Annotated in this window: 24 protein-coding genes; 13 read left to right on the plus strand and 11 right to left on the minus strand. The window is 69.7% G+C overall.

Translation table 11 applies throughout. The annotated features are described in order from the left end of the window. Positions 1–12 precede the first annotated feature (12 nt). From BM199_RS12055 to BM199_RS12075, 5 genes are all read left to right on the plus strand, one after another. Positions 13–939, plus strand: a complete 927-nt coding sequence (locus tag BM199_RS12055; RefSeq protein ID WP_091672944.1) for an ABC transporter ATP-binding protein — start codon at positions 13–15, stop codon at positions 937–939. Next, positions 936–1,745, plus strand: a complete 810-nt coding sequence (locus BM199_RS12060; RefSeq protein ID WP_245788309.1) for an ABC transporter permease — start codon at positions 936–938, stop codon at positions 1,743–1,745. Before BM199_RS12055 ends, BM199_RS12060 begins: the two co-directional genes overlap by 4 nt. A gap of 28 nt (positions 1,746–1,773) precedes the next feature. Further along, positions 1,774–2,778 carry a COX15/CtaA family protein gene (locus BM199_RS12065; protein WP_091672946.1) on the plus strand — a complete coding sequence of 335 codons (1,005 nt, stop codon included), beginning with the start codon at positions 1,774–1,776 and terminating at the stop codon, positions 2,776–2,778. 126 nt (positions 2,779–2,904) lie between these two features. Next, positions 2,905–3,852 carry an acyl-CoA desaturase gene (locus tag BM199_RS12070; protein ID WP_091672948.1) on the plus strand — a complete coding sequence of 316 codons (948 nt, stop codon included), beginning with the start codon at positions 2,905–2,907 and terminating at the stop codon, positions 3,850–3,852. Between the two features lie 125 nt (positions 3,853–3,977). Next, positions 3,978–4,580 carry a DUF6506 family protein gene (locus tag BM199_RS12075; protein WP_091672949.1) on the plus strand — a complete coding sequence of 201 codons (603 nt, stop codon included), beginning with the start codon at positions 3,978–3,980 and terminating at the stop codon, positions 4,578–4,580. A 6-nt stretch (positions 4,581–4,586) separates the two neighbouring features. Here the strand turns inward: BM199_RS12075 and BM199_RS12080 are convergent, their stop codons facing one another. Genes BM199_RS12080 through BM199_RS12090 form a run of 3 tightly spaced genes read right to left on the minus strand, consistent with a single transcriptional unit; the run spans position 4,587 to position 6,346 of the window. Then, the gene (locus BM199_RS12080) at positions 4,587–5,126 is read right to left on the minus strand and encodes a MarR family winged helix-turn-helix transcriptional regulator (RefSeq protein WP_281245691.1); all 540 of its coding nucleotides are present in this window, start codon (positions 5,124–5,126) and stop codon (positions 4,587–4,589) included. Between the two features lie 6 nt (positions 5,127–5,132). Next, on the minus strand, positions 5,133–6,017 hold the full coding sequence (locus tag BM199_RS12085; protein ID WP_091672951.1) for an ATP-grasp domain-containing protein: 885 nt from the start codon (positions 6,015–6,017) through the stop codon (positions 5,133–5,135). Further along, positions 6,014–6,346, minus strand: coding sequence for a hypothetical protein (locus tag BM199_RS12090; protein WP_245788310.1), 333 nt, complete (start codon positions 6,344–6,346; stop codon positions 6,014–6,016). The genes BM199_RS12085 and BM199_RS12090 overlap by 4 nt, the downstream gene beginning before the upstream one ends. A gap of 126 nt (positions 6,347–6,472) precedes the next feature. Between BM199_RS12090 and BM199_RS12095 the strand changes: the two genes are divergently transcribed. After that, a complete protein-coding gene (locus BM199_RS12095; protein WP_091672953.1) occupies positions 6,473–7,444 on the plus strand; it encodes a quinone oxidoreductase family protein in 972 nt (323 codons plus the stop codon). A gap of 82 nt (positions 7,445–7,526) precedes the next feature. On the opposite strand, the gene BM199_RS12100 is transcribed toward BM199_RS12095, so the two are convergent. From BM199_RS12100 to BM199_RS12110, 3 genes are all read right to left on the minus strand, one after another. Next, positions 7,527–8,114: an FKBP-type peptidyl-prolyl cis-trans isomerase gene (locus BM199_RS12100; protein ID WP_091673226.1), complete on the minus strand. Its 588-nt coding sequence runs from the start codon at positions 8,112–8,114 to the stop codon at positions 7,527–7,529. A 10-nt stretch (positions 8,115–8,124) separates the two neighbouring features. Continuing rightward, positions 8,125–10,476, minus strand: coding sequence for an ATP-binding domain-containing protein (locus BM199_RS12105; RefSeq protein WP_091672954.1), 2,352 nt, complete (start codon positions 10,474–10,476; stop codon positions 8,125–8,127). 111 nt (positions 10,477–10,587) lie between these two features. Further along, positions 10,588–11,565: a heme o synthase gene (locus tag BM199_RS12110; protein ID WP_091672956.1), complete on the minus strand. Its 978-nt coding sequence runs from the start codon at positions 11,563–11,565 to the stop codon at positions 10,588–10,590. A 374-nt stretch (positions 11,566–11,939) separates the two neighbouring features. Here BM199_RS12110 and tkt point away from each other — a divergent pair, with 374 nt between their 5' ends. From tkt to BM199_RS12145, 7 genes are all read left to right on the plus strand, one after another. Further along, positions 11,940–14,051, plus strand: coding sequence for a transketolase (tkt, locus tag BM199_RS12115; RefSeq protein ID WP_091672957.1), 2,112 nt, complete (start codon positions 11,940–11,942; stop codon positions 14,049–14,051). A 36-nt stretch (positions 14,052–14,087) separates the two neighbouring features. Further along, positions 14,088–15,203 carry a transaldolase gene (gene tal / locus BM199_RS12120; RefSeq protein ID WP_091672959.1) on the plus strand — a complete coding sequence of 372 codons (1,116 nt, stop codon included), beginning with the start codon at positions 14,088–14,090 and terminating at the stop codon, positions 15,201–15,203. 8 nt (positions 15,204–15,211) lie between these two features. After that, positions 15,212–16,858 (plus strand): glucose-6-phosphate isomerase, encoded by a 1,647-nt coding sequence (locus tag BM199_RS12125; protein WP_143101822.1) that lies wholly within the window; start codon positions 15,212–15,214, stop codon positions 16,856–16,858. Next, on the plus strand, positions 16,855–18,384 hold the full coding sequence (zwf, locus tag BM199_RS12130; RefSeq protein WP_091672961.1) for a glucose-6-phosphate dehydrogenase: 1,530 nt from the start codon (positions 16,855–16,857) through the stop codon (positions 18,382–18,384). The genes BM199_RS12125 and zwf overlap by 4 nt, the downstream gene beginning before the upstream one ends. Before the next feature lie 145 nt (positions 18,385–18,529). Next, a complete protein-coding gene (gene opcA / locus BM199_RS12135) occupies positions 18,530–19,522 on the plus strand; it encodes a glucose-6-phosphate dehydrogenase assembly protein OpcA (protein WP_091672962.1) in 993 nt (330 codons plus the stop codon). Continuing rightward, complete coding sequence (pgl, locus tag BM199_RS12140; RefSeq protein WP_091672964.1) at positions 19,519–20,277, plus strand: 6-phosphogluconolactonase; 759 nt, start codon at positions 19,519–19,521, stop codon at positions 20,275–20,277. The genes opcA and pgl overlap by 4 nt, the downstream gene beginning before the upstream one ends. Positions 20,278–20,487: 210 nt before the next feature. Then, positions 20,488–21,747 (plus strand): sensor histidine kinase, encoded by a 1,260-nt coding sequence (locus BM199_RS12145; RefSeq protein WP_091672965.1) that lies wholly within the window; start codon positions 20,488–20,490, stop codon positions 21,745–21,747. 86 nt (positions 21,748–21,833) lie between these two features. Here BM199_RS12145 and BM199_RS12150 read toward each other — a convergent pair whose 3' ends face one another. From BM199_RS12150 to gap, 5 genes are all read right to left on the minus strand, one after another. Then, complete coding sequence (locus tag BM199_RS12150) at positions 21,834–22,175, minus strand: RNA polymerase-binding protein RbpA (protein WP_091672967.1); 342 nt, start codon at positions 22,173–22,175, stop codon at positions 21,834–21,836. A gap of 98 nt (positions 22,176–22,273) precedes the next feature. Then, positions 22,274–22,504: a preprotein translocase subunit SecG gene (gene secG, locus BM199_RS12155; protein ID WP_091672969.1), complete on the minus strand. Its 231-nt coding sequence runs from the start codon at positions 22,502–22,504 to the stop codon at positions 22,274–22,276. Positions 22,505–22,558: 54 nt separating this feature from the next. Continuing rightward, a complete protein-coding gene (gene tpiA, locus BM199_RS12160) occupies positions 22,559–23,344 on the minus strand; it encodes a triose-phosphate isomerase (RefSeq protein ID WP_091672970.1) in 786 nt (261 codons plus the stop codon). Further along, a complete protein-coding gene (locus BM199_RS12165; protein WP_091672972.1) occupies positions 23,341–24,552 on the minus strand; it encodes a phosphoglycerate kinase in 1,212 nt (403 codons plus the stop codon). Before BM199_RS12165 ends, tpiA begins: the two co-directional genes overlap by 4 nt. A 3-nt stretch (positions 24,553–24,555) precedes the next feature. Further along, positions 24,556–25,560 carry a type I glyceraldehyde-3-phosphate dehydrogenase gene (gap, locus tag BM199_RS12170; protein ID WP_091672973.1) on the minus strand — a complete coding sequence of 335 codons (1,005 nt, stop codon included), beginning with the start codon at positions 25,558–25,560 and terminating at the stop codon, positions 24,556–24,558. Positions 25,561–25,710: the final 150 nt, after the last annotated feature.

Consider the following 25,710-nt stretch of genomic DNA (forward strand, 5'->3'; position numbering starts at 1 on the left):
TCCTCGTCACTTGTGAGTGCACCCGCCGTCGAGATCACCGGGCTGGTGAAGCGATTCGGATCCGTCACCGCCGTCGACGGCGTCGACCTGCGGCTCCCCCGCGGCGCCCTGCTGGCGCTGCTCGGGCCCAACGGGGCAGGCAAGACCACCACGGTCGAGATCTGTGAGGGATTCGTCCGGCCGGACGCCGGAACCGTGCGCGTGCTCGGACTCGATCCCGCGCGCGAGTCCGGAGCCCTGCGCCCACGGATCGGGGTGATGCCGCAGGGCGGTGGCGCCTATCCCGGTGTGCGGGCCGAGGAGATGCTGCGGCTCGTGGCCACCTGTGCCGCGCGGCCGCTGGACCCGGCCTGGCTGCTCGACGTGCTCGGGCTCGGCTCCGCCCGCCGCATCCCGTTCAAGCGGCTGTCCGGCGGACAGCAGCAACGCCTCTCGCTGGCCTGCGCGCTCGTGGGACGCCCCGAACTGGTCTTCCTGGACGAGCCGACCTCCGGCATGGACCCGCAGGCGCGGCGCCTGGTGTGGGAACTGCTGGGCGCCCTGCGCGCCGACGGCGTGAGCGTGCTGCTCACCACACATCTGATGGAGGAGGCCGAGGCCCTCGCCGACACGGTCGTCATCGTCGACAACGGGAAGGTCATCGCGCAGGGCTCGCCGACGTCTCTGACGGCCGAGCAGGCCGACGCCGCCCAGTTGCGGTTCCGCGCCCGCTCGGGCCTGGACACCCAACTGCTCGCCGCCGCGCTGCCGGAGGGCTACCTGGTCCGCGAGTCCGCACCCGGCGCGTACCGCGTCGAGGGCCTCGTCGATCCGCAGGTGGTGTCGACGGTCACCGCCTGGTGCGCGCAGCACGGCGTACTGGCCGAGGAGATGCACGTCGGCAGGCGTGACCTCGAGGAGGTCTTTCTCGAGCTGACCGGACGGGAGCTGCGGACGTGACCACGACACGGGACACGAACCAGCCGAGGTTCGCGCCGGGCACGTTCACCCCGGCACCGGGGCGGGGCGGTCTCGGCCGGATGCTACTGGCCCACGCCCGCCTCGAAACGGCCATGACGCTGCGCCACGGTGAGCAGATCCTGCTCACCCTGCTCATCCCGATCGCCCTGCTGGTCGGCCTCAGCGTGCTGGACATCCTGCCGATGCGCGACCTCGGCTCGACCGCGAAGGTGGACTGGGTGACCCCGCGCATCCTGGCGCTCGCGGTCATGTCGTCGGCCTTCACCGGGCAGGCCATCGCACTGGGCTTCGACCGGCGCTACGGGGTGCTCAAGCGGCTGTCCGCCACCGCGCTGCCCCGGTGGCTGCTCGTGGCGGGCCGGGTGCTCGCGGCGCTGGTGGTGGTCGCCCTGCAGGTCGTGGTGCTCGGTGTGCTCGCGGCCCTGCTGGGCTGGTCGCCCTCCGGCGCCGGGCTGCTCTACGGCGTGCTGCTGCTGGTGGCGGGCACACTGAGCTTCGGCGCGCTCGGTGTCCTGCTCGGCGGCTCGCTGCGCGCCGAGGCCGTGCTCGCGCTGGCCAACGTCGTGTGGTTCGTCCTGCTGCTGGCAGGCGGCATCCTGCTGGCTCCCGCGTCCTTGCCTGGAGTCGCCGGGGATCTCGTGGCGTTGCTCCCGTCCGGCGCACTGGCCGAGGGACTGCGTGCGGCGCTCGTGGACGGTGCCTTCGAATGGCAGCCACTTGCGGTGCTCCTGGCCTGGGCGGCGGGAGCCGCCGCACTCGCCGCGAAAACGACCCGTCTGACGTGAGAACCGCTGGCACAAATACAATCTGCCGGTGCCCGTCAGTTCATTGATCGCCCGCCTGCCCTATCCGTCCGCGTCGACGCAGCGGGCACTGGCGATCGCCGCGATCATCACCCAGGGTGGTATCGGCGTCACCGGTTCGGTGGTGCGGGTGACCGGCTCCGGGCTCGGCTGCCCGACCTGGCCGCAGTGTTTCGAAGGCAGCATGTTCCCGGTCGAGCACCCGGAGTACGACACCCTCAACCAGTGGATCGAGTTCGGCAACCGGCTGCTCACCGGTGTCGTCGTGCTCGTGGCCGCGCTGTGTGTCCTCGCCGCGTGGCGGATCTACCTCACCCACCCTGGCCGCAAGCGGCTGCTGGTGCTGGCCTGGACGATGCCCGGCGGTGTCGTCGCGCAGGCCGCGATCGGCGGGCTCACCGTGCTCACCGGGCTGCTGTGGTGGACGGTCGCGATCCACTTCCTTGCCTCCACGATCCTCGTCTGGCTCGCGGTAATGCTGCTGCACGCCTTCGCCGAAGGGGACGAACCGCCGCGCTGGCAGATCTCCGCCGGCGGACGCAAACTGCTGGTCGCGCTCGTGGTCGCGCTGGCCGGGGTGCTGATCGCCGGGACGACGGTCACCGGGGCGGGCCCGCACGGCGGCGATCCGGACACGCCTCGGTTGCAGGCACCGATCGAGGCCCTCGCGACCGTCCACGGTGCGCTGCTCGTGATCTACCTCGCGGTGCTGGCGGCGCTGGGACTGCACCTGCTGCGCGGCGGCGCCACGCGGCGACTGTGGCGGCGCTACGGCATCGTCTGGGCAGTCGCGCTGGCCCAGGGCGGGCTCGGCACGCTGCAGTACGAACTCGGAGTTCCCGAAGCGCTGGTCTCGTTCCACGTCCTCGGATCGGCCGTGGTGATCGTGGCCACCGCGGCCCTGTGGTGTGCCGCACGGGACCGTGGCCCTTCGGTGTCGTTCCACGCGGCTCCTTCGGTGGCACAGGACATCTCCTCCACCGACCGGCGCAAGCCGACTGTCACGCGCTCGTAATGCTCGAGTGGCACGTTCTTCTGAGGCAGAGGTTAGGCTGAATCGGCCGGACATGTGCCCACAATTGCGTGTTTTGCCCGGTTTTTTTCCTGTTTCCCGTCCCCCGATTCGAGGTAACCCCGCGACATGAGCACCGCACCAGCACAACCCGACCAGCGGTCACAGTCCAAACCGATCATCTCCGGACAGCGCTCCACGACCGAGATGATCGTGCTCAAGGCCTTTCTGCTGATCCCGTTCCTGGCGCTGCTGGCCGCCGTCCCCTTCGCCTGGGGATGGGGACTCAACTGGGTCGACGTGGGACTTGCCGTGACCTTCTACACCGTCGGCACCCTCGGCGTGACGGTCGGCTACCACCGGTACTTCACCCACGGTGCGTTCAAGACCAACCGGGTCCTCCGGGTCGCGCTCGCCATCGCGGGCAGCATGGCTGTGCAGGGCTCGGTCATCTTCTGGGTCGCCAGCCACCGCAGACACCATGCCTTCGCCGACCGCGAGGGCGACCCGCACTCACCGTGGCTCTTCGGCACCTCCCCCTCGGCGCTGCTGCGCGGTTTCTGGCACGCCCACATGGGCTGGATGTTCAAGCGTGAGGTGACCAACTACGACAGGTTCGCCCCGGATCTCGTCGCGGACGAGGACCTGCGAGTGGTCAACCGCTTCTTCTGGCTCTGGATCACCCTCAGCCTCGCCCTGCCCGCGATCCTCGGTGGCCTGCTCACCTGGTCGCTGTGGGGCGCGGTGACCGCGTTCTTCTGGGCAGGCCTGGTCCGGATCGCCTTTCTGCACCACGTCACCTGGTCGGTCAACTCGATCTGCCACATGGTCGGTTCGCGCCCGTTCACCAGCCGCGACAAGGCAGCCAACTTCTGGCCGCTGGCGATCCTGTCCATGGGCGAGTCCTGGCACAACTCGCACCACGCCGACCCGACCTGCGCCCGCCACGGTGTCCTGCGCGGCCAGGTCGACATCTCGGCGCGAGTCATCTGGGCGTTCGAGAAGCTCGGCTGGGCGCACAACGTGCGCTGGCCCAAGCCCGAACGCCTCGCCGCGAAGCGCGCCACGCCCGCCTGAGCTGATGTCCCCAATGCCACATTGGGGACGTACGCCGGGCATGAACGCCCGGAATATGTGCGGACCTTGCCGGGGTTAGCTTGGTATCAAGTAACTTGATGGCAAGCTAATTCTGGAGGGACGTCATGGGCGGATTCGCCGAGGCTTTCATCTTCCTGCAGGCCGGCTCGGACCCGGTGAAGGACCGAGTCGTGCATGAGCACTCCGGCGACAGGACGCTCCTGGTCTGGGTGCCGGACGGGCAGGCAGCCGCACGTGTCTCGGCCGAACTGGCCGAAGCGGGTGTCCGGTTGATCGAGCTGTACCGGGGATTCGGTCTGGACGCGGCGGCACAGGTCATGACCGCGGTGGCAGGCCGCGCACCGGTAGGAGTGGCGGGCTTCGCGTTCGGCTCGCCCCCGGTGCCGGAACCCGGGCACTCCGTGACCATCTACGCCGCCCCGGACGCGGATCCGGCGGTGGACCGCGTCGTGCGAACCCACGCCGACGGTGGCAGCACGACCGTCGTCGGCGCGCCGGACGGCGCCGCCGCGGCCGCGGTGGCCGTCGAACTCGTCGGGCAGGGCGCAGACCTCGTGGAGATCTGCGGCGGGACCCCGCTCACTGCGGCAGGCGAGGTGGCGGCGGCACTGGACCACCGGGTGCCGGTGAGCCTGGTCAGCTGGCCGTTCGAATCCATCGACGGAGCTGCCGCCTACAAGGCCGCGTTCGAGGCCACGTCCGGATAACCGCGGTCACCGGGCCTCATCCTGCGCGAGTAGCTGTTTGAGGGTGGCTGTCAGCGTGTCGCGCTGTGCGCCGTCGATCGGTTCGAGAAACTCCTCGTCGGCCGCCAGCACCGCGGTGAGGGCGTGCTCGGCGAGCTGTTCCCCGCGCTCGGTGAGCCGGACGAGCACACCCCGGCGGTCACCGGGGTCGCCGCGCCGTTCGACGAGGCCCAGCCGTTCCAGGCGGTCGAGACGCGTCGTCATCGCGCCGGAGGTGATGAGCGCCGACCTGGCGAGGTCCTTCGGGTTGGTGCCGTCGGCCTGACCCAGGCGCCGCAGCGTGTTCACCACGTCGAAGTCGCCGTAGCTCAGCCCGAGCGGGCGCAGGGCGGACACCAGCTTGCGCTGGATGTGTTCGGCGGTCAGCAGCAACCGGCCGATGACGTGCAGTGCGCTCGCGTCCAGGTCCGGATCCCGCCGGGCCCATTCGGCGATCATCCGGTCAACGGCGTCACCGACGTCGGCGGGGTTCTCACGCTCGCCGGGTTCGTCGTGTTCGGCAGGCATGGTTCGCTACCCGCCGAGCCGGGCGCGGACCGCGGAGGCGAACCGCGGCGCCGCGGCCGGTTCGGCGTGCCGGAAGCCGAGCGAGGGTTCGGTGAGTTCCAGTTCCAGCAGCGCGGGGCGACCGTCGTCGGCGATGACGAGGTCCACCCGGGCGTACAGCAGATCCGAGCGACGCAGGCGGAGCAGCCCGGCCGCCGCGTCGAGCGCGTCCTCGGCCAGCTTTCGCCGTGCCGGGTCCGGCGTGGCGACGCCCAGCCGTTCCGACACGAAGAGCCCGGTCCCGTCCACCTCGCTCCCGGTGAGCATGGCGCCTTTGGTGAAGGCGTGCGAGAAGACTCCGCCGAGGAACACCAGCGCGGTCTCGCCCTCGCTGTCCACAGCGGATTGGTACGGCTGCAGCAGCACGGTGTGGCCCGCGCCGTGCAGGACCTCGAGGTGTGCCCTGGCCGCGTCGAAGGACGCCGCCGCGAATCTCGCCGCACCGATCGAGCCGACGCCCACGGCAGGCTTCAGCACGAACTCGGTGTCCGGCCAGTGTGGCGTGCTTCCCGGCGACAGCAGCTCGGTCGGCACGATCGACACCCCGGCCCCGGCCAGCTCGGCGAGGTAGGTCTTGTCGGTGTTCCAACGCGCGACCGGTGCCGGGTTGCACAGGCCTGGGACCGAGTCGCACCAGTCGAGAAACTCCGTGCGCCGGTCCGGATAGTCCCAGGTCGCGCGCAGCACCACGAGGTCGGCCGCCGCGAAGTCGATGTGCGGATCGTCCCAGCGCGCCCATTCGGCGGTCACGCCCAGTTCGCGTAGTGCCGCCACGGCGGCGGACTCGTCGCCGTCGCCCTCGGGGAGCTTCGCGCAGCCCGCGAGGACGACCTTCGGGGTCGCGGCCGTCACTGGCGCAGCAGGGAGCGACCCATTTTGCGGCGGTGCTCCGAACTGATCCGGGTGGCGTTCACCGTCTCCGGGTCCCATTCGGCGGACTCCAGGTCGTCCACCGCCGCCACCAGCGCCTCACCCGCGCTGACACTGGGCACCACGACGTCACCGAGCGCGCCGTCCGCACCGACCAGCACCACACGGGCACCGGCGCGGCCGAGGTACTCCACCACGGCCTTCGACGGCTTGCCGTGTTCGGCGACGAAGTTCTTGGCCGCCGAAAGGTGCCCCGGCCGGAACGTGGTCTGGATCTTGGTCTGCTCGGTCTGCTCGCTCTGTTCAGCCACGTACCGGAGTGTAGAGGTCCAGCCCCTGGGAGGTGGAACATCGTGGTCGCGGCCATAGTTGTACGCGGTGTCCTAATTGAAAACTCAGCATGATCGGTGCTTGTCAGAAGACAACGAGGAGGACGTATGCCCACTGCGGTACAGGTTCGGCAGACCGGCGGACCCGAGGTGCTGGAGGCCGGCGAGGTCGAGGTCGGCGACCCCGGGCAGGGGCAGTTGCTGATCGAGGTGGCCGCCGCGGGCGTCAACTACATCGACACCTACCAGCGTTCCGGGCTCTACCCGCTCGACCTGCCGACCGTGCTCGGCCTCGAGGGCGCGGGCTCCGTCGTCGCCGTGGGCGAGGGTGTCACGGACTTCTCGGCGGGCGATCGGGTCGCGTGGCAGGGAGTGCCCGGTAGCTACGCGCAGCGCGTCCTGGTGCCCGCCGCCTCGGCCGTCCGGGTGCCCGACGGCGTCACCGACGAGGTCGCGGCGGCCACCCTGCTGCAGGGCATCACCGCGCACTATCTCGCCGCCTCCACCCACCCCGTTCAGGACGGGGACACGGTGCTGGTGCACGCGGCGGCGGGCGGGGTCGGGCTGCTGCTCACCCAGTTGGCGAAGGCCAGGGGCGCGCGAGTCATCGGCACGGTGTCGACGGCGGAGAAGGAGTCGCTGGCCAGGGAGGCGGGCGCGGACGAGGTCATCCGCTACACCGAGACCGACTTCGCGGAACGGACCCGCGAGCTGACCGAAGGCGATGGCGTCGCGGCGGTCTACGACGGGGTCGGGCAGTCCACCTTCGACGGCAGCCTGGCGAGCCTGCGGCCACGCGGAGTGCTGGCGCTGTTCGGCGCGGCCAGCGGTCCGGTGCCACCGGTCGACCCGCAACGGCTCAACGCGGCCGGTTCGGTCTACCTGACCCGGCCGTCGATCGGCGCCTACACCCGCACCCGGGAGGAACTCGACTGGCGCGCGGGCGAACTGTTCGGCGCGATCACCGAGGGCACGCTGAAGATTCGCATCGGCGGCACATACCCGCTGGCCGAAGCCCGCCGCGCGCACGAGGACCTCGAGGGCCGACGCACCACGGGCAAGCTCCTTCTGCTGCCATGAACGGGGAATGCTGAACCAGAGCGTCACGTGAAAGAAAGGCGGTGCAGCGTGTCGCACGCTGCACCGCCGATCGTGTACTGGCTCAGGCGGGCGTGACCTTCACGGCGTCGACGACGAAGACGAGCGTCTCGTTGGCCGCGATGCCCTGTCCGCCTTCACCGTAAGCCAGGTCCGGCGGGATGACGAGCAGTCGGCGACTGCCCTCGGTGATGCCGATCAGGCCCTGGTTCCAGCCGTCGATGACCGGGGACTGACCCAGGTTCTCCAGGGGGAAGGTCTCACCACGCTCGAACGAGTTGTCCTTGACCTCGCCGTCGGACCAGGTCTTGAGCTTGTAGTTCACCTCGACGGTGCTGCCCTCGGTGGCCTCGGGGCCGTCACCCTCGCTGAGGTCCTCGGAGATCAGCTCCTGCGGCGGTGCGCAGTCGTCGGGGATGGTGATCTCCGGCTCCTGCCCGAAGTCACCGGTCACCTCGATGTCCTCCGCCTTGCACGCCGGTCCCTGTGCCTGCGAACTGGACGGGCTGGTGCTCGCCGATGCCGAGGCCTGCTGACTGGGCGTGGGGTCGGTGCCCGGGGGAAGGTCCGAGGGCTCCTCGTTGTTCGGGGAACAGGCGCCCAACGCGGCAGCCGCCGCCGTCACCACGATGATCTTGCCAACTCTGCGCATGGCGACCACCTTAACCGGGCGCGGCACCATCCTTCGCCGGACCCGACAGCGCGGGCAGCACCTCGCCCGTGTGCACTATCCCGAGCCGCTTCGTCGCCCGCGTCAGCGCGACGTAGAGGTCGTTGAGTCCCCTCGGTGACTCGGCGACGACCTCGTCCGGGCCGATCACCACCACCGAGTCGAACTCCAGGCCCTTGGCCAGCTCCACGGTCAGCAGCGACACCCGCGACTGCTCCCCCGACAGCTCGTCGGACAGCAGCCCGTCCAGCGCGCCGGCGAGACCGTCGAGCTGTCCATGCGGGGCCAGCACCGCGACCGTGCCACCGTCCACCGCGCTCAGTTCGCCGTCGACCAGCTCACGGACGCGGCCGGGCGCCTCGGCCCGGCCCACCTCGATCTGCCACGGATCGACCCCCGCCTCCCGGACGGAGGTCGGTGCCGACAGGTCCGGGTTCGCCTCGGCGAGCACCCGGCCCGCGACGGCCATGATCTCGGCGGGCGTTCGGTAGTTGACCGTCAGCTCGCGCAGCCGCCAGCGGTCGTCCACGTACGGGCCGAGCACGTCGTGCCAGGATGACGTGCCCGCTTCCGAGCCCGTCTGCGCCACGTCGCCGACCACCGTCATCGACCGGCTCGGGCAGCGGCGCATCAGCGAGCGCCAGTCCATCGCGGACAGTTCCTGCGCCTCGTCGATGATCACGTGCCCGAACGTCCAGCCGCGGTCCTGCGCGGCCCGCTGCGCGGCGGTGAGGTCGCTGCGCCGGTCCTGCCGCTCGGCCAGCAGTTCGGCGTCGAGGATGTCGCCGACCCGCAGCACCTCCTCGTCGATGATCTCCTCGTCCTGTTCGAGGATGTGCAGCACGCCCTCGGCGTACGCCTTCTGCTCGCGCTCCTGCCGCGCCTGCTCGGCGCGTTCCTCGGTGTCGTCCTCGCCGAGGAGTTCGGCCAGCTCGTCGAGCAGCGGCACGTCCGACGGCGTCCACGGCGAACCCGGCTCCCGCAGCAGCAGCGCCCGCTCGGCGGGTTCCAGCACAGACCCGGCCGCGCTCGCCAGCCGCTCGGCGGAGCTCAGCAGGTCGCTCAGTGTCTCCTCGGGAGTCAGCATCGGCCACAGCGTGTCCAGGGCCGCCCGCACCTTCTTGTCCTCGGCCAGTTCGGCCCGGATGGCGGCACGGTCACGGGCGTCGAGCACCTCGGCATCCGCCCGCTCGTCGGCGGCGAGCGGGATCTCGGGCAGCCCGTCGAAGACGTCACCCTCGGTGCGGGACACGGACTGGTCGGTGAGCGCGTCGAGCATACGGTCCAGGAAGATCCGTCTGGCTACGTTGTGCGGACGCTGTGAACGCCGCGCCTTGTCCCGTGCGCGCTCGGCCATCTCCCGGTGGATCGCCAGCGTCTCGCCCTCGACGTCGACCTCCAGCGGATCGTCCGGAACCACCTGCCGGTCGCGCACGGCGTCGGCCAGCACCTGGACCATGACGTCGCGGCCCTTGATCTCGGTCGCGCCCGCCGGCTCGGTGCCGTCCGCCCTGAGGCCGGGCAGCAGCGTGCCCATCGTCTTGAGCAGCACGCCGGTCTCCCCCAGCGACGGCAGCACCTGGCCGATGTAGCGCAGGAACGTCGGATTGGGCCCGACGACGAGCACGCCACGGGTGCTGAGCTGACGCCGGTACGTGTAGAGCAGGTATGCCGCCCGGTGCAGCGCGACGGCGGTCTTGCCGGTGCCGGGGCCACCCTGCACCACGAAGACGCCGCTGAGGTCCGCACGGATGATGCGGTCCTGCTCGGCCTGGATCGTGGCGACGATGTCGGCCATCTCGCCGGTCCGCCTGCGCTCCAACGCGGCCAGCAGCGCGGCCTCCCCCGCGAGGCCGAGGTCGTGACCCTGGTCGGCGGCCGAGAGGTCCAGGATCTCGTCGTCCACACCGACCACGCGCCTGCTGAGCGTGCGGATGTGCCTGCGGCGCACCACGCCGTCCGGCGAGGCCGCGGTGGCGAGGTAGAAGGGGCGCGCCACGGGGGCACGCCAGTCCACCAGCAGCGGGTTGTACTCGTCGTCCTCGTCGAACAGGCCGAGCCTGCCCACGTAGAACTGTTCACCGTCGCGCAGGTTCAGGCGCCCGAAGCACAGCCCCTGCTCGACGGAGCCGAGCTGGGCGATTCGCTCGGTGTACATCGAGGTGGAGGCTTCACGTTCGGCGCGAGCCTGCGGTGTTCCCCCGGTCTGCTCCAGTGCTGTGGTCAGCCTGCGCGACGCGACCTCCCGTTCGGCGTCGAGCTTGCGGTAGAGCAGCGAGAGATACTCCTGCTCCGCGGCGATCTCGGAGTTGTCTGGTTCCCGGTCATGCGGGGACACGGACAAGGGCAGCCCACTTTCAAATCAGAGTGTCGATCGGCCCAGGGACCAACGACAGCGAGCCCGCCGTTGTTCCTGCCCTGCGGGAATTCGTCGACGAATTCCGGCGGGCAGAGATCAGAACGGGAGGCCGAGAACCGGGAGGCCGATCGCCGCGTCGACGGCGAGAGCGCAGAACACGATCATCAGATACGTGTTCGAGCGGTGGAACAGCGCCATCGGCTTGGTCTCGACGCCACGGCCGACAGCGGCGCGCAGCCGGTGCGCGTAGAAGAGGAACCAGGCGCCCGCCACCACGGCGAAGGTGGTGTAGAGCCAACTCGTCGCCGGGGCGAGCAGCAGCGTCCAGCCCACCATCACCCACGAGTAGATGACGATCTGCTTCGCGACGTGCTCCGGTGTGGCCACGACCGGCAGCATCGGCACGCCTGCGCGCTCGTAGTCCTCGCGGTACTTCATCGCCAGCGCCCACGTGTGCGGCGGCGTCCAGAAGAAGATCACGCCGAACATCACCAGCGCGGGCCATTCCACCGTCCCGGAGACGGCGGACCAGCCGATGACGACCGGCATGCATCCGGCGGCGCCGCCCCACACCACGTTCTGCGGCGTGCGGCGCTTGAGCACCAGTGTGTAGACGAAGATGTAGAACAGGATCGTCGCGACCGCGAGGATCGCCGACAACAGGTTCACCGTCAGCGCGAGCACCGCGAACGAGGCCGCCCCGAGTGCGAGGCCGAAGATCAGCGCGCCGCGCTGCGGCACCGAGTCCCGCACCAGCGGCCTGCGCTTGGTGCGCTTCATCACCTTGTCGATATCGGTGTCGATCACACAGTTCAGCGCGTTCGCACTGCCGGCGGCCATCGTGCCGCCGACGAGCGTGGCCAGCACCAGCCATGGCGACGGAATCTCCCTGCCCGCGAGGAACATCGCGGGGATGGTGGTCACCAGCAGGAGCTCGATCACCCGTGGCTTGGCCAGCGCCGCATACGCACCCACCACCTGCCGGACACCACGCCTGCCGGGTGTCTCGGCGACGGAAGGTGCGTCAGCGCCAGTGCTGTCACCGCGGCCGTGCGCGGCGTCCACCAACGACATTTCGCTCCCAGCAGTCAGATCGGGTCGAGCCCAGCCCCGCCGCAGCAGCGTCGGGGGCGTGGTGTCGCCCGCCGCTAGAGGGGGTCGGTGCTCCTGGTGATCGTAGTTGGGGGGTTTGGCCGACACGCTCGCGGGGCAGCCAACACCGGGGTGGCCGAGTGCCCACCCGTCGCCTCCGGCGAGCGGGGACACACAGACCTACTAGGCTGGCCGCGTCGAGTCGCGACGTGCTGAAACACGCGGCGCGAAGGACGAGCGAGCCCGCTTCGGGATCGATTAAGGTGTGTGGCGTACGGCCCCCGGCCCTCCAGCCCCGGCCGCGCGACCACAGTGTGACGATGATGACGTTCTAGCAGACCAGGAGTGCGAGTTCAGTGTCCGACACCGTCTCTACCAGCGAGAACAATCCACTTCTGCGGCGCAATGTTCCCGCTGACTGGACCGACCTGGACACCCGCGCTGTGGACACGGTCCGGGTGCTCGCCGCCGATGCGGTGGAGAACTGTGGCAGTGGCCACCCCGGCACGGCGATGAGCCTCGCCCCGGCGGCCTACTCCCTGTTCCAGCGCATCATGCGCCACGACCCGGCAGACCCGGAGTGGCCCGCTCGCGACCGGTTCATCCTGTCCGCGGGCCACAGCAGTCTCACCCTCTACATCCAGCTGTTCCTCGCCGGCTACGGCCTGGAGCTGGAGGACCTCAAGCAGCTGCGCAAGTGGGACTCCAAGACCCCGGGCCACCCCGAATACCGGCACACCCGCGGCGTCGAGACCACGACGGGACCGCTGGGCCAGGGCCTGGCAAACGGTGTCGGCATGGCGATGGCCGCCCGTCGCGAGCGCGGCCTGCTGGACCCCTCGCCCGCGCAGGGCGAGAGCCTGTTCGACCACTTCGTCTACGTGATCGCCTCCGACGGTGACATCGAGGAGGGCGTCACCTCCGAGGCCTCCTCCATCGCCGGACGGCAGGAACTCGGCAACCTGGTGGTGATCTACGACGACAACGAGATCTCCATCGAGGACGACACCGCCATCGCGCTGTCGGAGGACACGGCCAAGCGCTACGAGGCCTACGGCTGGCACGTGCAGACCGTCGAGGGCGGCGAGGACGTCGTGGCCTTCGAGGACGCGATCGCGGCGGCCAAGGCCGAGACGACCCGCCCCTCGTTCATCCGGCTGCGGACGGTCATCGGCTATCCCGCGCCGACGAAGATGAACACCGGCAAGGCCCACGGTGCCGCCCTCGGCGCGGACGAGGTCGCCGGGGTGAAGAAGGCGCTCGGGTTCGACCCCGAGCAGAACTTCGCCGTGGAGGACGAGGTCCTCGCCCACACTCGCAAGGCGGTGGACCGGGGCAAGCAGGCTCGCGCCGAGTGGCAGGAGCGCTTCGACGCGTGGGCCTCGGCCAACCCGGAGCGCAAGGAACTCGCCGACCGGCTGCGTACCCGCTCCCTTCCCGAGGGCTGGGCGGAGAAGCTGCCCAGCTGGGACGCCGACGCCAAGGGCATCGCCACCCGCAAGGCCTCCGGCGAGGTCATCAACGCCATCGCCGACGTGCTGCCCGAGCTGTGGGGCGGCTCGGCCGACCTGGCGGAGAGCAACAACACGATCGTCAAGAACGCCGAGTCCTTCGGCCCGGCGAGCGCGTCGACCGACATGTTCACCACCAACCCGTTCGGGCGCAACCTCCACTTCGGTGTGCGCGAGCACGCGATGGGCTCGATCCTCAACGGCATCGCGCTGCACGGCGGAACTCGCCCCTACGGCGCGACGTTCCTCATCTTCAGCGACTACATGCGGCCCGCCGTGCGCCTCGCCGCGCTGATGAAGGCGCCGGTCACCTACGTGTGGACGCACGACTCGATCGGCCTCGGCGAGGACGGCCCGACGCACCAGCCGATCGAGCAACTGTCCGCGCTGCGGGCGATCCCCGGCCTGAACGTGGTTCGCCCCGCTGACGCCAACGAGACCGCTGCGGCCTGGAAGGCGGCGCTTGAGGACATCCACGCACCGTCCGGACTCGCACTCACCCGGCAGAACGTGCCGGTGCTCGAGGGCACGCGGGAGAAGGCCGCCGAGGGCGTCGCCCGCGGCGGGTACGTGCTGGCCGACACCGAGGGCACGCCGGACGTGGTGCTCATCGGCACCGGATCCGAGGTCCAGCTGGCCGTGGAGGCACGGAACACGCTGGCCGCCGAGGGCGTTGCCGCCCGTGTGGTGTCCATGCCGTGTGTCGAGTGGTTCGACGCCCAGGACGAGGCCTACCGCGAGTCGGTGATCCCGTCCGGGGTGAAGGCCAGGGTGGCCGTCGAGGCCGGGATCGCGCAGTCCTGGCACCGGTTCGTCGGCGACGCGGGCGAGATCGTCTCCATCGAGCACTTCGGCGCCTCGGCCGACTACCAGACCCTCTACCGCGAGTTCGGCATCACGGCGGACGCCGTCGCCGACGCGGCGCGGCGCTCGATCGGCACGGCAGGCAGCAACTAAGAGAGCTCCACAACCCGACGTGAAGGGGATGACGTCATGAGCACCACCGATCGGCTGGGCCGGCTGTCCGAGGCCGGTGTCTCGATCTGGCTCGACGACCTGTCCAGGGAGCGACTGAACTCCGGCAACCTCGCGGAGCTCATCCGGGACAAGCACGTCGTCGGAGTCACCACCAACCCCACGATCTTCGCGGGTGCGTTGTCCGCGGGAGACGCCTACAACGACCAGGTCCGTGCGCTCGCCGAGCGCGACGCCGACCTGCACGCGGCCGTGCGGGAACTGACCACCACCGACGTCCGCAATGCCGCCGACCTCTTCCGGGACGTCTACAACGCCACCAACGGCGTCGACGGCCGGGTTTCCATCGAGGTGGACCCCGGCCTCGCGAAGGACACCGAGAAGACGGTGGCCGAGGCACAGGACCTGTGGAAGACGGTCGACCGGCCGAACATCTTCGTGAAGATCCCGGCCACCGAAGAGGGCCTGCCCGCGATCACCAGGACACTGGCCGAGGGCATCAGCGTGAACGTGACGCTGATCTTCTCCGTCGAGCGCTACCGCGCGGTCATCGACGCCTTCTTCGCCGGGCTCGAGCAGGCCAAGGCCAACGGCCACGACCTGCGCGGGATCCAGTCGGTGGCGTCGTTCTTCGTGTCCCGTGTGGACGCCGAGGTCGACAAGCGGCTGGAGGCCATCGGCACCGAGGAAGCCCTCGCCCTGCGTGGCGAGGCGGCGATCGCGAACGCCCGGCTGGCATACGCGGCCTACGAGGAACTGTTCGCCACCGAGCGGTGGCAGGCGCTGCAGGCGCAGGGCGCGAGCCCGCAGCGTCCGCTGTGGGCGTCCACCGGTGTGAAGAACCCGGAGTACTCCGACACCCGCTACGTCGACCAGCTCGTGGTCGCGAACACGGTGAACACGATGCCGGAGAAGACCCTCTTCGCGGCGGCCGACCACGCCGAGATCAGTGGCGACACGGTGAGCGGCACCGCGGGGCGGGCCCAGGAGATCTTCGACAAGCTCGAAGCCGCGGGGATCGACGTCACCGACGTCTTCCTGACCCTGGAGAACGAGGGCGTGGAGAAGTTCGACAAGTCGTGGGCCGAACTGCTGGACACGGTCAACGGCCAGCTCGAGCAGGCCAGGAGCTGACGCCCCAGATGACACAGCCGCAACCGCAGGACACAAGCCTGACCGTCGACCTCGGTGACTCCGGAGCCGGTGGCGCGGTCGGCGAGCTGATCGCCAAGCTGGTGGCGGACCGGGTGGCGAGCAAACTCGCGGGACAGGACTCCACGCTGTGGGGGCCTGCTGCCGAGTCGGAAGCGTCGATCCGGTTGTCCTGGACGACACTGCACAAGACCTCGCGCCCGCTGATCGGTGAGATCGACGCGCTGCGCGAGGAACTGCGCGGCGAGGGCGTCGACCGGGTGGTGCTCGCCGGGATGGGCGGTTCGTCCCTGGCGCCCGAGGTGATCACGGCGACCGAGGGCGTCCCGCTGACCGTGCTCGACACGACCGACCCCGGCCAGGTCGGCGACGCGCTCGCCGGTGACCTGGACCGTACGGTCATCGTGGTGTCGTCCAAGTCCGGCGGCACCGTGGAGACCGACAGTCACCGGCGGATCTTCGCCAAGGCGTTCACCGAGGCCGGGATCGACCCCGGCAGAAGGATCGTGGTGGTCACCGACCCGGGATCGCCCCTCGCGGAACTGGCCGAGTCGGAGGGTTACCGGAAGCTGTTCCTCGCCGATCCGAACGTCGGTGGGCGCTACTCTGCGCTCACGGCGTTCGGCCTCGTTCCCGCGGGCCTGGCCGGCGCGGACGTAGCCAGGCTGCTGGACCAGGCGGCGGCCGCCGCGGGTGAGCTGTCGGTGGACTCCGACGGCAATCCCGGGCTCCGGCTGGCGGCGGCGCTCGGCGCGGCGCATGAAGCCGGCGCGGAGAAGGTCGTGCTGGCGAACAGTGACACCGGCAGCCCGGAGACACTGACCGGCTTCGGCGACTGGGCGGAACAGCTGATCGCGGAGTCGACCGGCAAGCAGGGCACCGGCCTGCTGCCGGTGGTGGTCGAGGGTCCGGACTCCCCCGGTTTCGCGGATGCGGACAGCGATGCCACCACGGTGGCCATCGGTCCGCGTGTCTCGACGGCGGACCTGGCCGTGCGGGGCCCACTCGGCGGGCAGTTCCTGCTGTGGGAGTACGCCACGGCCGTCATCGGCAGGCTCCTGGGGATCAACCCCTTCGACCAGCCGGACGTGGAGGCCGCGAAGAACGCGGCCCGGTCGCTGCTGGACGAACCGGAGTCACTCGGCGGCGAGCAAGAGCCGTCCACAGTGGATGGTCCGGTCGAGGTGTTCGCCTCGGCGGGCGTGTCCGGTGACGGTGGCCTCGGCGATGTGCTCCAGGAGTTCCTGCGCACCGTGCCGGAGCACGGGTATGTAGCGGTGCAGGCCTACCTGGACCGGCTCGACGACGCCTCGGCCACGCTGCTGCGCGGCGAGCTCGCGAAGCGCTGCGGCGTGCAGGTGACGTTCGGCTGGGGCCCGAGGTTCCTGCACTCCACCGGCCAGTACCACAAGGGCGGCCACCAGAACGGGGTCTTCCTGCAGATCACCGGCGCCGCGGACAACGACATCGAGGTCCCGGACCGGCCGTACACTCTCGCCACGCTCCAACTGGCCCAGGCACTGGGTGACGGAGCGGTGCTGCGCGAGCACGGCAGGCCGGTGCTGCGGCTGCACCTGACCGACCGGGCCGCCGGACTGGCGGAGATCGTTCGAGCACTACAGGAATTGCAGACATGAGCCGTAGGTGGAACAACCCGCTCCGCGACGCACGGGACAAGCGGCTGCCGAGGATTGCCGGGCCGTCCAGCCTGGTGATCTTCGGTGTCACCGGAGACCTCTCCCGCAAGAAGCTGATGCCGGCGATCTACGACCTCGCCAACCGGGGCCTGCTGCCCGCGGGTTTCTCCCTCATCGGGTTCGCCCGCAGGGAGTGGGAGCACCAGGACTTCGGGCAGGTCGTGCACGACGCCGTCGCCGAGCACGCGCGAACCCCGTTCCGGGAGTCGGTGTGGCAGCGCCTCGCCGAGGGAATCCGGTTCGTGCAGGGAAGTTTCGACGACGACGACGCCTTCGACCAGCTGGCCCAGACGGTCCGGGACCTGAGCGATGAACGCGGAACCGGTGGCAACACGGCGTTCTATCTCTCGATCCCGCCGTGGGCGTTTCCGGTGGTGACGAAGCAGCTCGCCCGCTGCGGGCTCGCCGAGGCGGATGCCGAGACCTGGCGCCGGGTGGTGATCGAGAAGCCGTTCGGCCACGACCTGGAGAGCGCCAGGGAACTCAACGCCATCGTCAACGACGTCTTCCCCGAGGAGTCGGTGTTCCGCATCGACCACTATCTCGGCAAGGAGACCGTGCAGAACATCCTGGCTCTGCGGTTCGCCAACCAGATGTTCGAGCCGATCTGGAACGCCAACTACGTCGACCACGTGCAGATCACGATGGCCGAGGACATCGGTCTCGGCGGGCGCGCGGGGTACTACGACGGCATCGGCGCGGCCCGCGACGTCATCCAGAACCACCTGCTCCAGCTCCTCGCGCTGACCGCGATGGAGGAACCTGTTTCGTTCCAGCCGAGGGCGCTGCGGGCGGAGAAGGTCAAGGTGCTCGCCGCCACCAAGGCGGTGGAGCCGTTCGAAGAGACGACGGCGCGCGGCCAGTACGGCGGAGGCTGGCAGGGCGGCACGAAGGTGCCCGGCCTGTTGCAGGAGGAGGGCTTCGCCAAGGACTCCACGACGGAGACCTACGCGGCGGTGACGCTGGAGGTGCAGAACCGGCGCTGGGCCGGCGTTCCCTTCTACGTGCGTACCGGAAAGCGGCTCGGCAGGCGGGTCACGGAGATCGCGATCGTCTTCAAGCGGGCACCGCACCTGCCGTTCGACTCGACGTCGACGGAGGAGCTCGGCGAGAACGCGCTCGTCATCCGGGTGCAGCCGGACGAGGGCATCACCATGCGGTTCGGCTCCAAGGTGCCGGGTACGACGATGGAGGTCCGCGACGTCACGATGGACTTCGGCTACGGCCACTCGTTCACCGAGACGTCGCCCGAGGCCTACGAGCGGCTGATCCTGGACGTGCTGCTCGGGGAGCCGTCGCTGTTCCCGGTGAACGAGGAGGTCGAGCTCTCCTGGGAGATCCTGGATCCGGTGCTGGAGCACTGGGCCAAGCACGGCGCTCCCGAGGTGTACCAGCCGGGCACGTGGGGGCCGCCGTCGGCGGAAGAGCTGCTTGGACGCAGTGGAAGGCACTGGAGGCGCCCGTGAGCGACGCTTCTTCACTTGCGCTCGCGGGGGCCGACCGGGTGCGGGTGTCCCGCAAGACACTGGAGGCGCCCGTGAGCGACGCTTCTTCATCCGCACACGGGGGCCGACCGGGTGCGGGTGTCCCGCAAAAACACTGGAGGCGCCCGTGATTATCGACCTGCCCTCGACGACGACCTCGCAGGTGAACCAGAAGATGGTGGAGCTGCGGGAGCGTGGCGGCGCCGTCGCGCTCGGCCGGGTGCTCACACTGGTGATCGCGGCCGAGGATGACGACCGACTGGAAGACGCCATCGACGCGGCCAACGACGCCAGCCGGGAACACCCGTCCAGGGTGATCGTGGTGGCCAAGGGGTCGCGGACGGCGGCGGCCCGGATCGACGGCCAGATCCGCGTCGGCGGGGACGCCGGGGCGAGCGAGGTCATCGTGCTCCGGCTCTACGGCGCGCTCGCCTCGCAGGGGCAGAGCGCGGTGGTGCCGCTGCTGCTGCCGGACGCCCCGATCGTCACCTGGTGGCCGGGCACCGGCCCGAAGGCTCCGGCGCAGGACCCGCTCGGACAGCTGGCCCAGCGGCGGATCACCGATTCGGCGGCTGCCCGCAACCCGGTCCGGACGTTGGCGACCCGGGCGAAGTCGTACGAACCGGGCGACACCGACCTTGCGTGGACCAGGCTCACCCACTGGCGGGCGCAGCTGGTGTCGGCCCTCGACCTGCCGCCGTACGAGAAGCTCAGCGGCGCGACGGTGACCGGCGAGGGTGACTCGCCGTCGACGGAACTGCTGGCGGGCTGGCTGGCCGAGTACCTGAACGTGCCGGTGAAGCGGGTCAAGACCACGAGTGCGCAAGGGATCGTCTCGGTTTCGCTGGAGCGTCGCTCGGGCTCGATCGAACTGCACCGCCCGGACGGCAAGGTCGGCACGCTCACCGCCCCCGGCCAGCCGAGCCGCCGGGTGGCGCTGCAGCGCCGCAACACGACGGACTGCCTGATCGAGGAGTTGCGCAGGCTCGACCCCGACGAGGTGTACGAGGGGGCGCTGCGGGGCCTGGGCAAACTGGCCGCCAAGACGAAGAAGACGGCCGCAACGACGTCGAAGACCACCCGCAAGCCCGCGGCGAAGCAGACGGAAGCGGTCTCATGAGCGCGGCCGAAGTCGTGGTCCACCGCGATGCCGACCTGCTCGCCGCGGCGACGGCGGCCAGGCTGATCACCCGGATCGCGGACGTGCAGGCGGAACAGGGCAGCGCCTCGGTCGTGCTGACCGGCGGCGGCACCGGCATCGCCATTCTCGAGCAGGTACGGCACTCCCCCGCCCGCGACGCGATCGACTGGGCCAAGCTGGACCTGTACTGGGGTGACGAGCGGTTCCTGCCCGCGGCGGACGACGAGCGCAACGAGAAGCAGGCCAGGGAGGCACTGCTCGACCACGTGCCACTCGATCCGGCCAGGGTGCATCCCATGGCTCCGGCCGACGGCGAGTTCGGCGCCGACCCCGACGCCGCGGCGGACGCGTACGCCCGGCTGCTGGCGGGCTCGGCGTCCGACGGGTGGGTGCCCGTCTTCGACATCACCCTGCTGGGCCTCGGCGGCGAGGGGCACACGGCCTCGGTGTTTCCCGACTCACCCGCGGTTCATGAGCGGGAACGTTCGGTCATCGCCGTGCGGGACTCCCCGAAGCCACCGCCGACCCGGGTCTCCCTGACGCTGCCCGCCATCCGGCGGTCGGCGGAGGTGTGGCTGGTGACCGGCGGTGCGGCGAAGGCGGACGCCGTGGCCCTCGCCGTGGCCGGCGCACCAGAGGCGCAACTGCCGGTGGCGGGAGCGCGGGGTGCCCGTCGCACCCTGTGGCTGCTCGACGAGGCCGCTGCGGCCGCCCTCCCCCGCACCCGCCCATAACGTCGTCCTCGAGGCCCATTTTCCAGATGTCCCCAATGCCACATCAGGGACGTTCAAGTTCCCCAATGTGGCATTGGAGACATCATCGCGGTAATCCAAACCATGGAATAATCGCGCTCTTAGCATCCGCACATTTGTTCGGGGTCAAGCGTCCTAAATCGGTCATCGGTACCTCTCTCTTGTAAGTCCACAAGACGAGAGGTCCAAGCCATGACCACAGAGGGACTCTCCTTCCTCAGGATTTCGGTCGGCGGCCCCGGCGCGGGGGCCGCCGACCGAACGCGGCGACCGGCCGACGCAGCAGGACGAGCTCATTGGTTCGCCGCTCCGGCACTCCGCTCGCTCGCGGTCGACGCCGCGGTCATCGTGATTGCCGTGCTCGATTTCTGGCTCGTGTTTCCCGAGCAGGCCGAGCCGTACTCGTACGTGCTCTCGGCCGCCGCCTGTGTCGCACTCGTGGCCCGACGCTGGTTCCCGTTCCTGGTCGTCCTCGCGACCTTCCCCGGCTTCCTCGCGGGCTGGTCCCAGCTCGCCGCCATGATCGCGCTGGGGCTGCTCGCCACCCGAAAGCAGCAGCACTGGCAGGTCTGGTTCGGTGCCGGTCTGGTGTGGGTCGGCAGGTTCGTGCAGTGGCCGCTGGAGGACTTTGTCGCACGGAGCTGGCGAGAGCACGGCCTTGCCGCCATCTACGGGGTGATCGTGGCCGGCATGCCCGTCGCGATCGGCCTGCTGATCGGTGCCCGCAAGCAACTCTCCGCCCGCCTCGTCGAACTCGCCGCCAGCCGGGACCGGGAGCAACAACTGCACGCACAGGCGGTGCGCGCGGAGGAACGGGCCCGCCTGGCCAGGGAGATGCACGACGTGGTGTCGCACGACATCACCCTGATCGCCATGCAGGCGGGTGTGCTGTCGGTGTCCAACACCTCGGCCGAGGCCCAGCAGACAGCACAGACGATCCGACAACTCAGCAGGCACACGCTCGAAGAACTCCGGTCACTGGTCGGTGTGCTGCGATCCGGGGTCGAGGACGACGGTCCCCGCCCGGGAATCAGCGAGCTCGACCAGCTCGTGCGCAACACCGACGTGCCGGTTCAGCTGACCGTTGAACGAGTGCCGGACGAACTGTGCTCGAAGATCTCCGCCGCCGCCTACCGCACGGTCCAGGAATGCCTGACGAACGTGCACAAGCACGCTCCAGGAGCCAAGGCGGTCGTGCGAGTTCTCGGCGCCGCGGACGGGTTGCACATCGAAGTGCGGAACGAACCGGCGCGCGAACCCGTCAGCGGGCTGCCCTCCGGTGGCCACGGGCTGACCGGACTGGCCGAACGGGCCCGTCTACTCGGCGGCACGTTCGAGACCAGCTCAACCGACGACGGCGGCTTCCTGGTACAGGCCCACTACCCGATGCGCCTGATGAGCGACGAGGAGGACACGGCCGAGATCGCCATCGAACAACCGTCCAAGGTCTGAACGCCCGTTTCCGGTTCCGTCCACGCGGTCGGCGCCGGAAACGGAACCGGGGGAACTTTCCCTACGAAAGTTCCCCCGCGAACCGCTCAGATCTGGCGTCGCTGCCGCAGTCGTTCGAGCGCGTCGGCGAGAATGGCCTCGCCGTCGGCGTCGCTGCGCCGCTCTTTCACGTAGGCCAGGTGCGTCTTGTACGGCTCGGTCCGGGGCGCGGCAGGCGGGTTCTGCTCATCCTGCCCGCCGGGCAGTCCGCACCGCGGACAGTCCCACTCCTCCGGGATGTCCGCGTCCATCGAGAACGATGGCTGCGACTCGTGGCCGTTGGCGCACCAGTAGGAAATTCGGCGCCGTGGCGCGGATTCCCCGCGCTCGGACTCGCCGATCGGACCGGCACCGACCCTGGTGCCGCGAATTGCATTACCGCCAACCATGAATCCTCACAGTTATGACATCGGCGGCGCACCCCCCATAGGCACGCCCGTGCACTCGGCACCACCGGAAGCGCGGCAAGAGGCCCCCGGTGCTGCCGTCAAACCTTCAGCAGCAGGCCGAGACCCACGATGCTGATCAACCAGATCGAGCCAAGGAGCAGCGTGATCCGATCGAGGTTCTTCTCTGCGACACTCGAGCCGGAAAGGCTCGACTGCATGCCTCCACCGAACAGGGACGACAGGCCGCCGCCCCGGCCACGGTGCAACAGCACGGCCCCGATCAGCAGCACGCTGGAGGTGATCAACAGGATCTGCAGGAACAGCTTCATCTCATCCTCGTCAGTGCGGCGGCCGAAGGTCCAGACTACTGGGCGGCCGCCGGGTTACGGCAGCGGCCCACCGGCAGCGAGCGCGCAGAGTTTGGTGAATTCGTCGGCGTTCAGGCTTGCCCCACCCACCAGCGCACCATCAACGTTGTCGCACGCGACCAGGTCGGCGATGTTACCGGATTTCACCGAGCCGCCGTAGAGCACACGGACTCCGTCAGCGACCTCGGCACCGTACTTCTCGGTGAGCGCCCCCCGCAGGGCCGCGCACACCTCCTCGGCGTCGCTGGGCGTGGCGACCCTGCCCGTGCCGATGGCCCAGACGGGCTCGTAGGCGACGACGACCTCGGCCACCTGCTCGGTCTTGAGCCCCTTCAGCCCCGCGATCAGCTGCCCCGTGGTGTGCTCGATGTGACCACCGGCCTCGCGGATGTCCAGTTGCTCACCGACGCACAGAATCGGCGTCAGCCCGTGCTTGACGGCGGCCCGCACCTTCTTGTTGACCGTCTCGTCGGTCTCGGCGTGGTACTCACGCCGCTCGGAGTGCCCCACCGTGACGTAGGTGCAGCCGAGCTTGGCCAGCATCGCGCCCGAAACGTCCCCGGTGTAGGCGCCGGAGTCGTGCGGGGACAGGTCCTGGGCGCCGTGGCCGAGAAGCAGCTTGTCGCCGTCGATGAGCGTCTGCACGCTGCGGATGTCGGTGAACGGCGGCAACACGGCCACGTCCACCTTGGCGTAGTACTTCTCCGGCAGGGAGAACGCGATCTTCTGCACCAGAGCGATGGCCTCGAGGTGATTGAGGTTCATCTTCCAGTTGCCGGCGATCAGCACCTTGCGGGTCATCGGACACCCTCCTCCAGCACCGCGACGCCGGGTAGTTCCTTGCCTTCGAGGTATTCCAGCGAAGCTCCGCCACCGGTGGAGATGTGGGAGAAGCCGTCCTCCGGCAGACCGAGCAGCCGCACGGCGGCGGCCGAGTCGCCGCCACCGACCACGCTGAACGCGGCCGAGTCGGCGATGGCCTGCGCGACTCCCCTGGTGCCCTCGGCGAAGGGCGCCATCTCGAACACGCCCATCGGTCCGTTCCAGAAGGTGGTCCCCGCGCCTTCGAGTGCGCCCGCGAACGCGCGCACACTGTCCGGGCCGATGTCCAGGCCCATCCAGCCGTCCTCGATCGCGTCGGCGGCCACGGTGCGCGTGGCGGCATCGGCGGAGAACGCGTCGGCCACCACCACGTCCGAGGGCAGCACGAGCTTGTCACCCGCGTCGGCCAGCAGCTGCTTGCAGGTGTCGATCATGTCCGACTCCAGCAGCGAGTTGCCCACCGCGTGGCCCTTGGCCGCGAGGAACGTGAAGCACATGCCGCCGCCGACCAGCAGGTTGTCCACCTTCGGCAGGAGCGCCTCGATCACCGCGAGTTTGTCCGAGACCTTCGATCCGCCCAGTACGACGGCATAGGGCCTGCGCGGTTCGCCGGTGAGGGTGCTGAGCACCTCCAGCTCCGCCAGCACGAGACCGCCGGCGTAGGCGGGCAGGGTCTCGGCCACCTCGTAGACCGAGGCCTGCTTGCGGTGCACCACGCCGAAGCCGTCGGAGACGAAAGCTCCGCCGGACCCCGTGAGCGCGGCCAGCTCGGCCGCGAAGGCCGCCCGCTCGCCCGCGTCCTTACTGGTCTCCCTCGGGTCGAACCGCACGTTCTCCAGCAGCGCGACCCCGCCGTCGGCGAGGGCGGCCACCGTCTGCCGCGCGGAGTCGCCGGTCACATCCGCGGCCAGCGGAACGTCGGCGCCCAGCAGCTCGCCGAGACGAGCGGCCACGGGAGCGAGCGAGTACTTCGCGTCCGGCTCACCCTTCGGCCTGCCGAGGTGGGCGGTCACGACGACCCTCGCGCCTGCCTCGGCAAGTCTCCTGATCGTCGGAAGCGCGGCACGGACCCTGCCGTCATCGGTGATGGTGGAACCGTCGAGCGGGACGTTGAGGTCGGAGCGCACCAGCACGATGCGCCCCGGCACGCCCTCGCCGAGCAGGTCGTCGAGAGTCTTCGTCGCCATGGATCAGGACAGCTTGGTTCCGACGAGCTTCACCAGGTCGGCGAGGCGGTTGGAGTAACCCCACTCGTTGTCGTACCAGCCGACGACCTTGACCTGGTTGCCGATGACCTTCGTCAGCGGCGCGTCGTAGATGCACGACGCCGGGTCGGTCACGATGTCGGAGGAGACGATCGGCTCGTCGCTGTAGCGCAGGACGCCCTTCAGCGGTCCGTCGGCGGCGGCGCGGTAGGCGGTGTTGATCTCCTCGAGCGAGGCGCTCTTGGCCAGCTGCACGGTCAGGTCCGTGGTCGAACCGGTCGGCACCGGCACCCGCAGCGCGTAGCCGTCCAGCTTGCCGTTGAGCTCGGGCAGCACGAGGCCGATGGCCTTGGCGGCACCGGTGCCGGTGGGCACGATGTTCAGCGCGGCGGCACGGGCACGGCGCAGGTCCTTGTGTGGTCCGTCCTGCAGGTTCTGGTCCGCGGTGTAGGCGTGGATCGTGGTCATCAGACCCTGCTCGATGCCGAAGCTGTCGTTCAGCACCTTGGCGAGCGGGCCGAGGCAGTTGGTGGTGCAGGACGCGTTGGAGATGATCGTCTGCGAACCGTCGTAGGCGTTGTCGTTCACACCCAGCACGACGGTGAGGTCCTCGCCCTTGGCCGGCGCGGACACGACGACCTTCTTCGCTCCGGCCTCGACGTGCTTGCGGGCGTCGTCGGCGTTGGTGAAGAAGCCGGTGGACTCCACGACGACGTCCACCCCGAGGTCGCCCCAGGGCAGCTTCGCCGGGTCGCGCTCGGCGAACGCCTTGATGGTCTTGCCGCCGACGACGATGCCCTCGTCGTTGGTGCCGACCTCCTCAGGGAGACGGCCGAGCACGCTGTCGTACTTGAGCAGGTGCGCGAGGGCGGAGTTGTCGGTCAGGTCGTTCACCGCCACGATCTCGATGTCGTGACCGCTGGCCTTTACGGCGCGGAAGAAGTTTCGACCGATCCGGCCGAAGCCGTTGACGCCTACGCGAACCGTCACTGCTCTTCTCTCCTCGGGGCTCGACCCGGCTGCACCGGGTAACACGTCTGCGGGACGCTTTCACCTGTCAGGTAGTGCACGTTGTTCACCTGTCGGGTAACGCACGTTCAGCCGTAACCCTAGCGTGCTCACCTGCGGCTACCTGAACGC

Source organism: Amycolatopsis marina, from assembly GCF_900111885.1.
Lineage (GTDB): Bacteria > Actinomycetota > Actinomycetes > Mycobacteriales > Pseudonocardiaceae > Amycolatopsis > Amycolatopsis marina.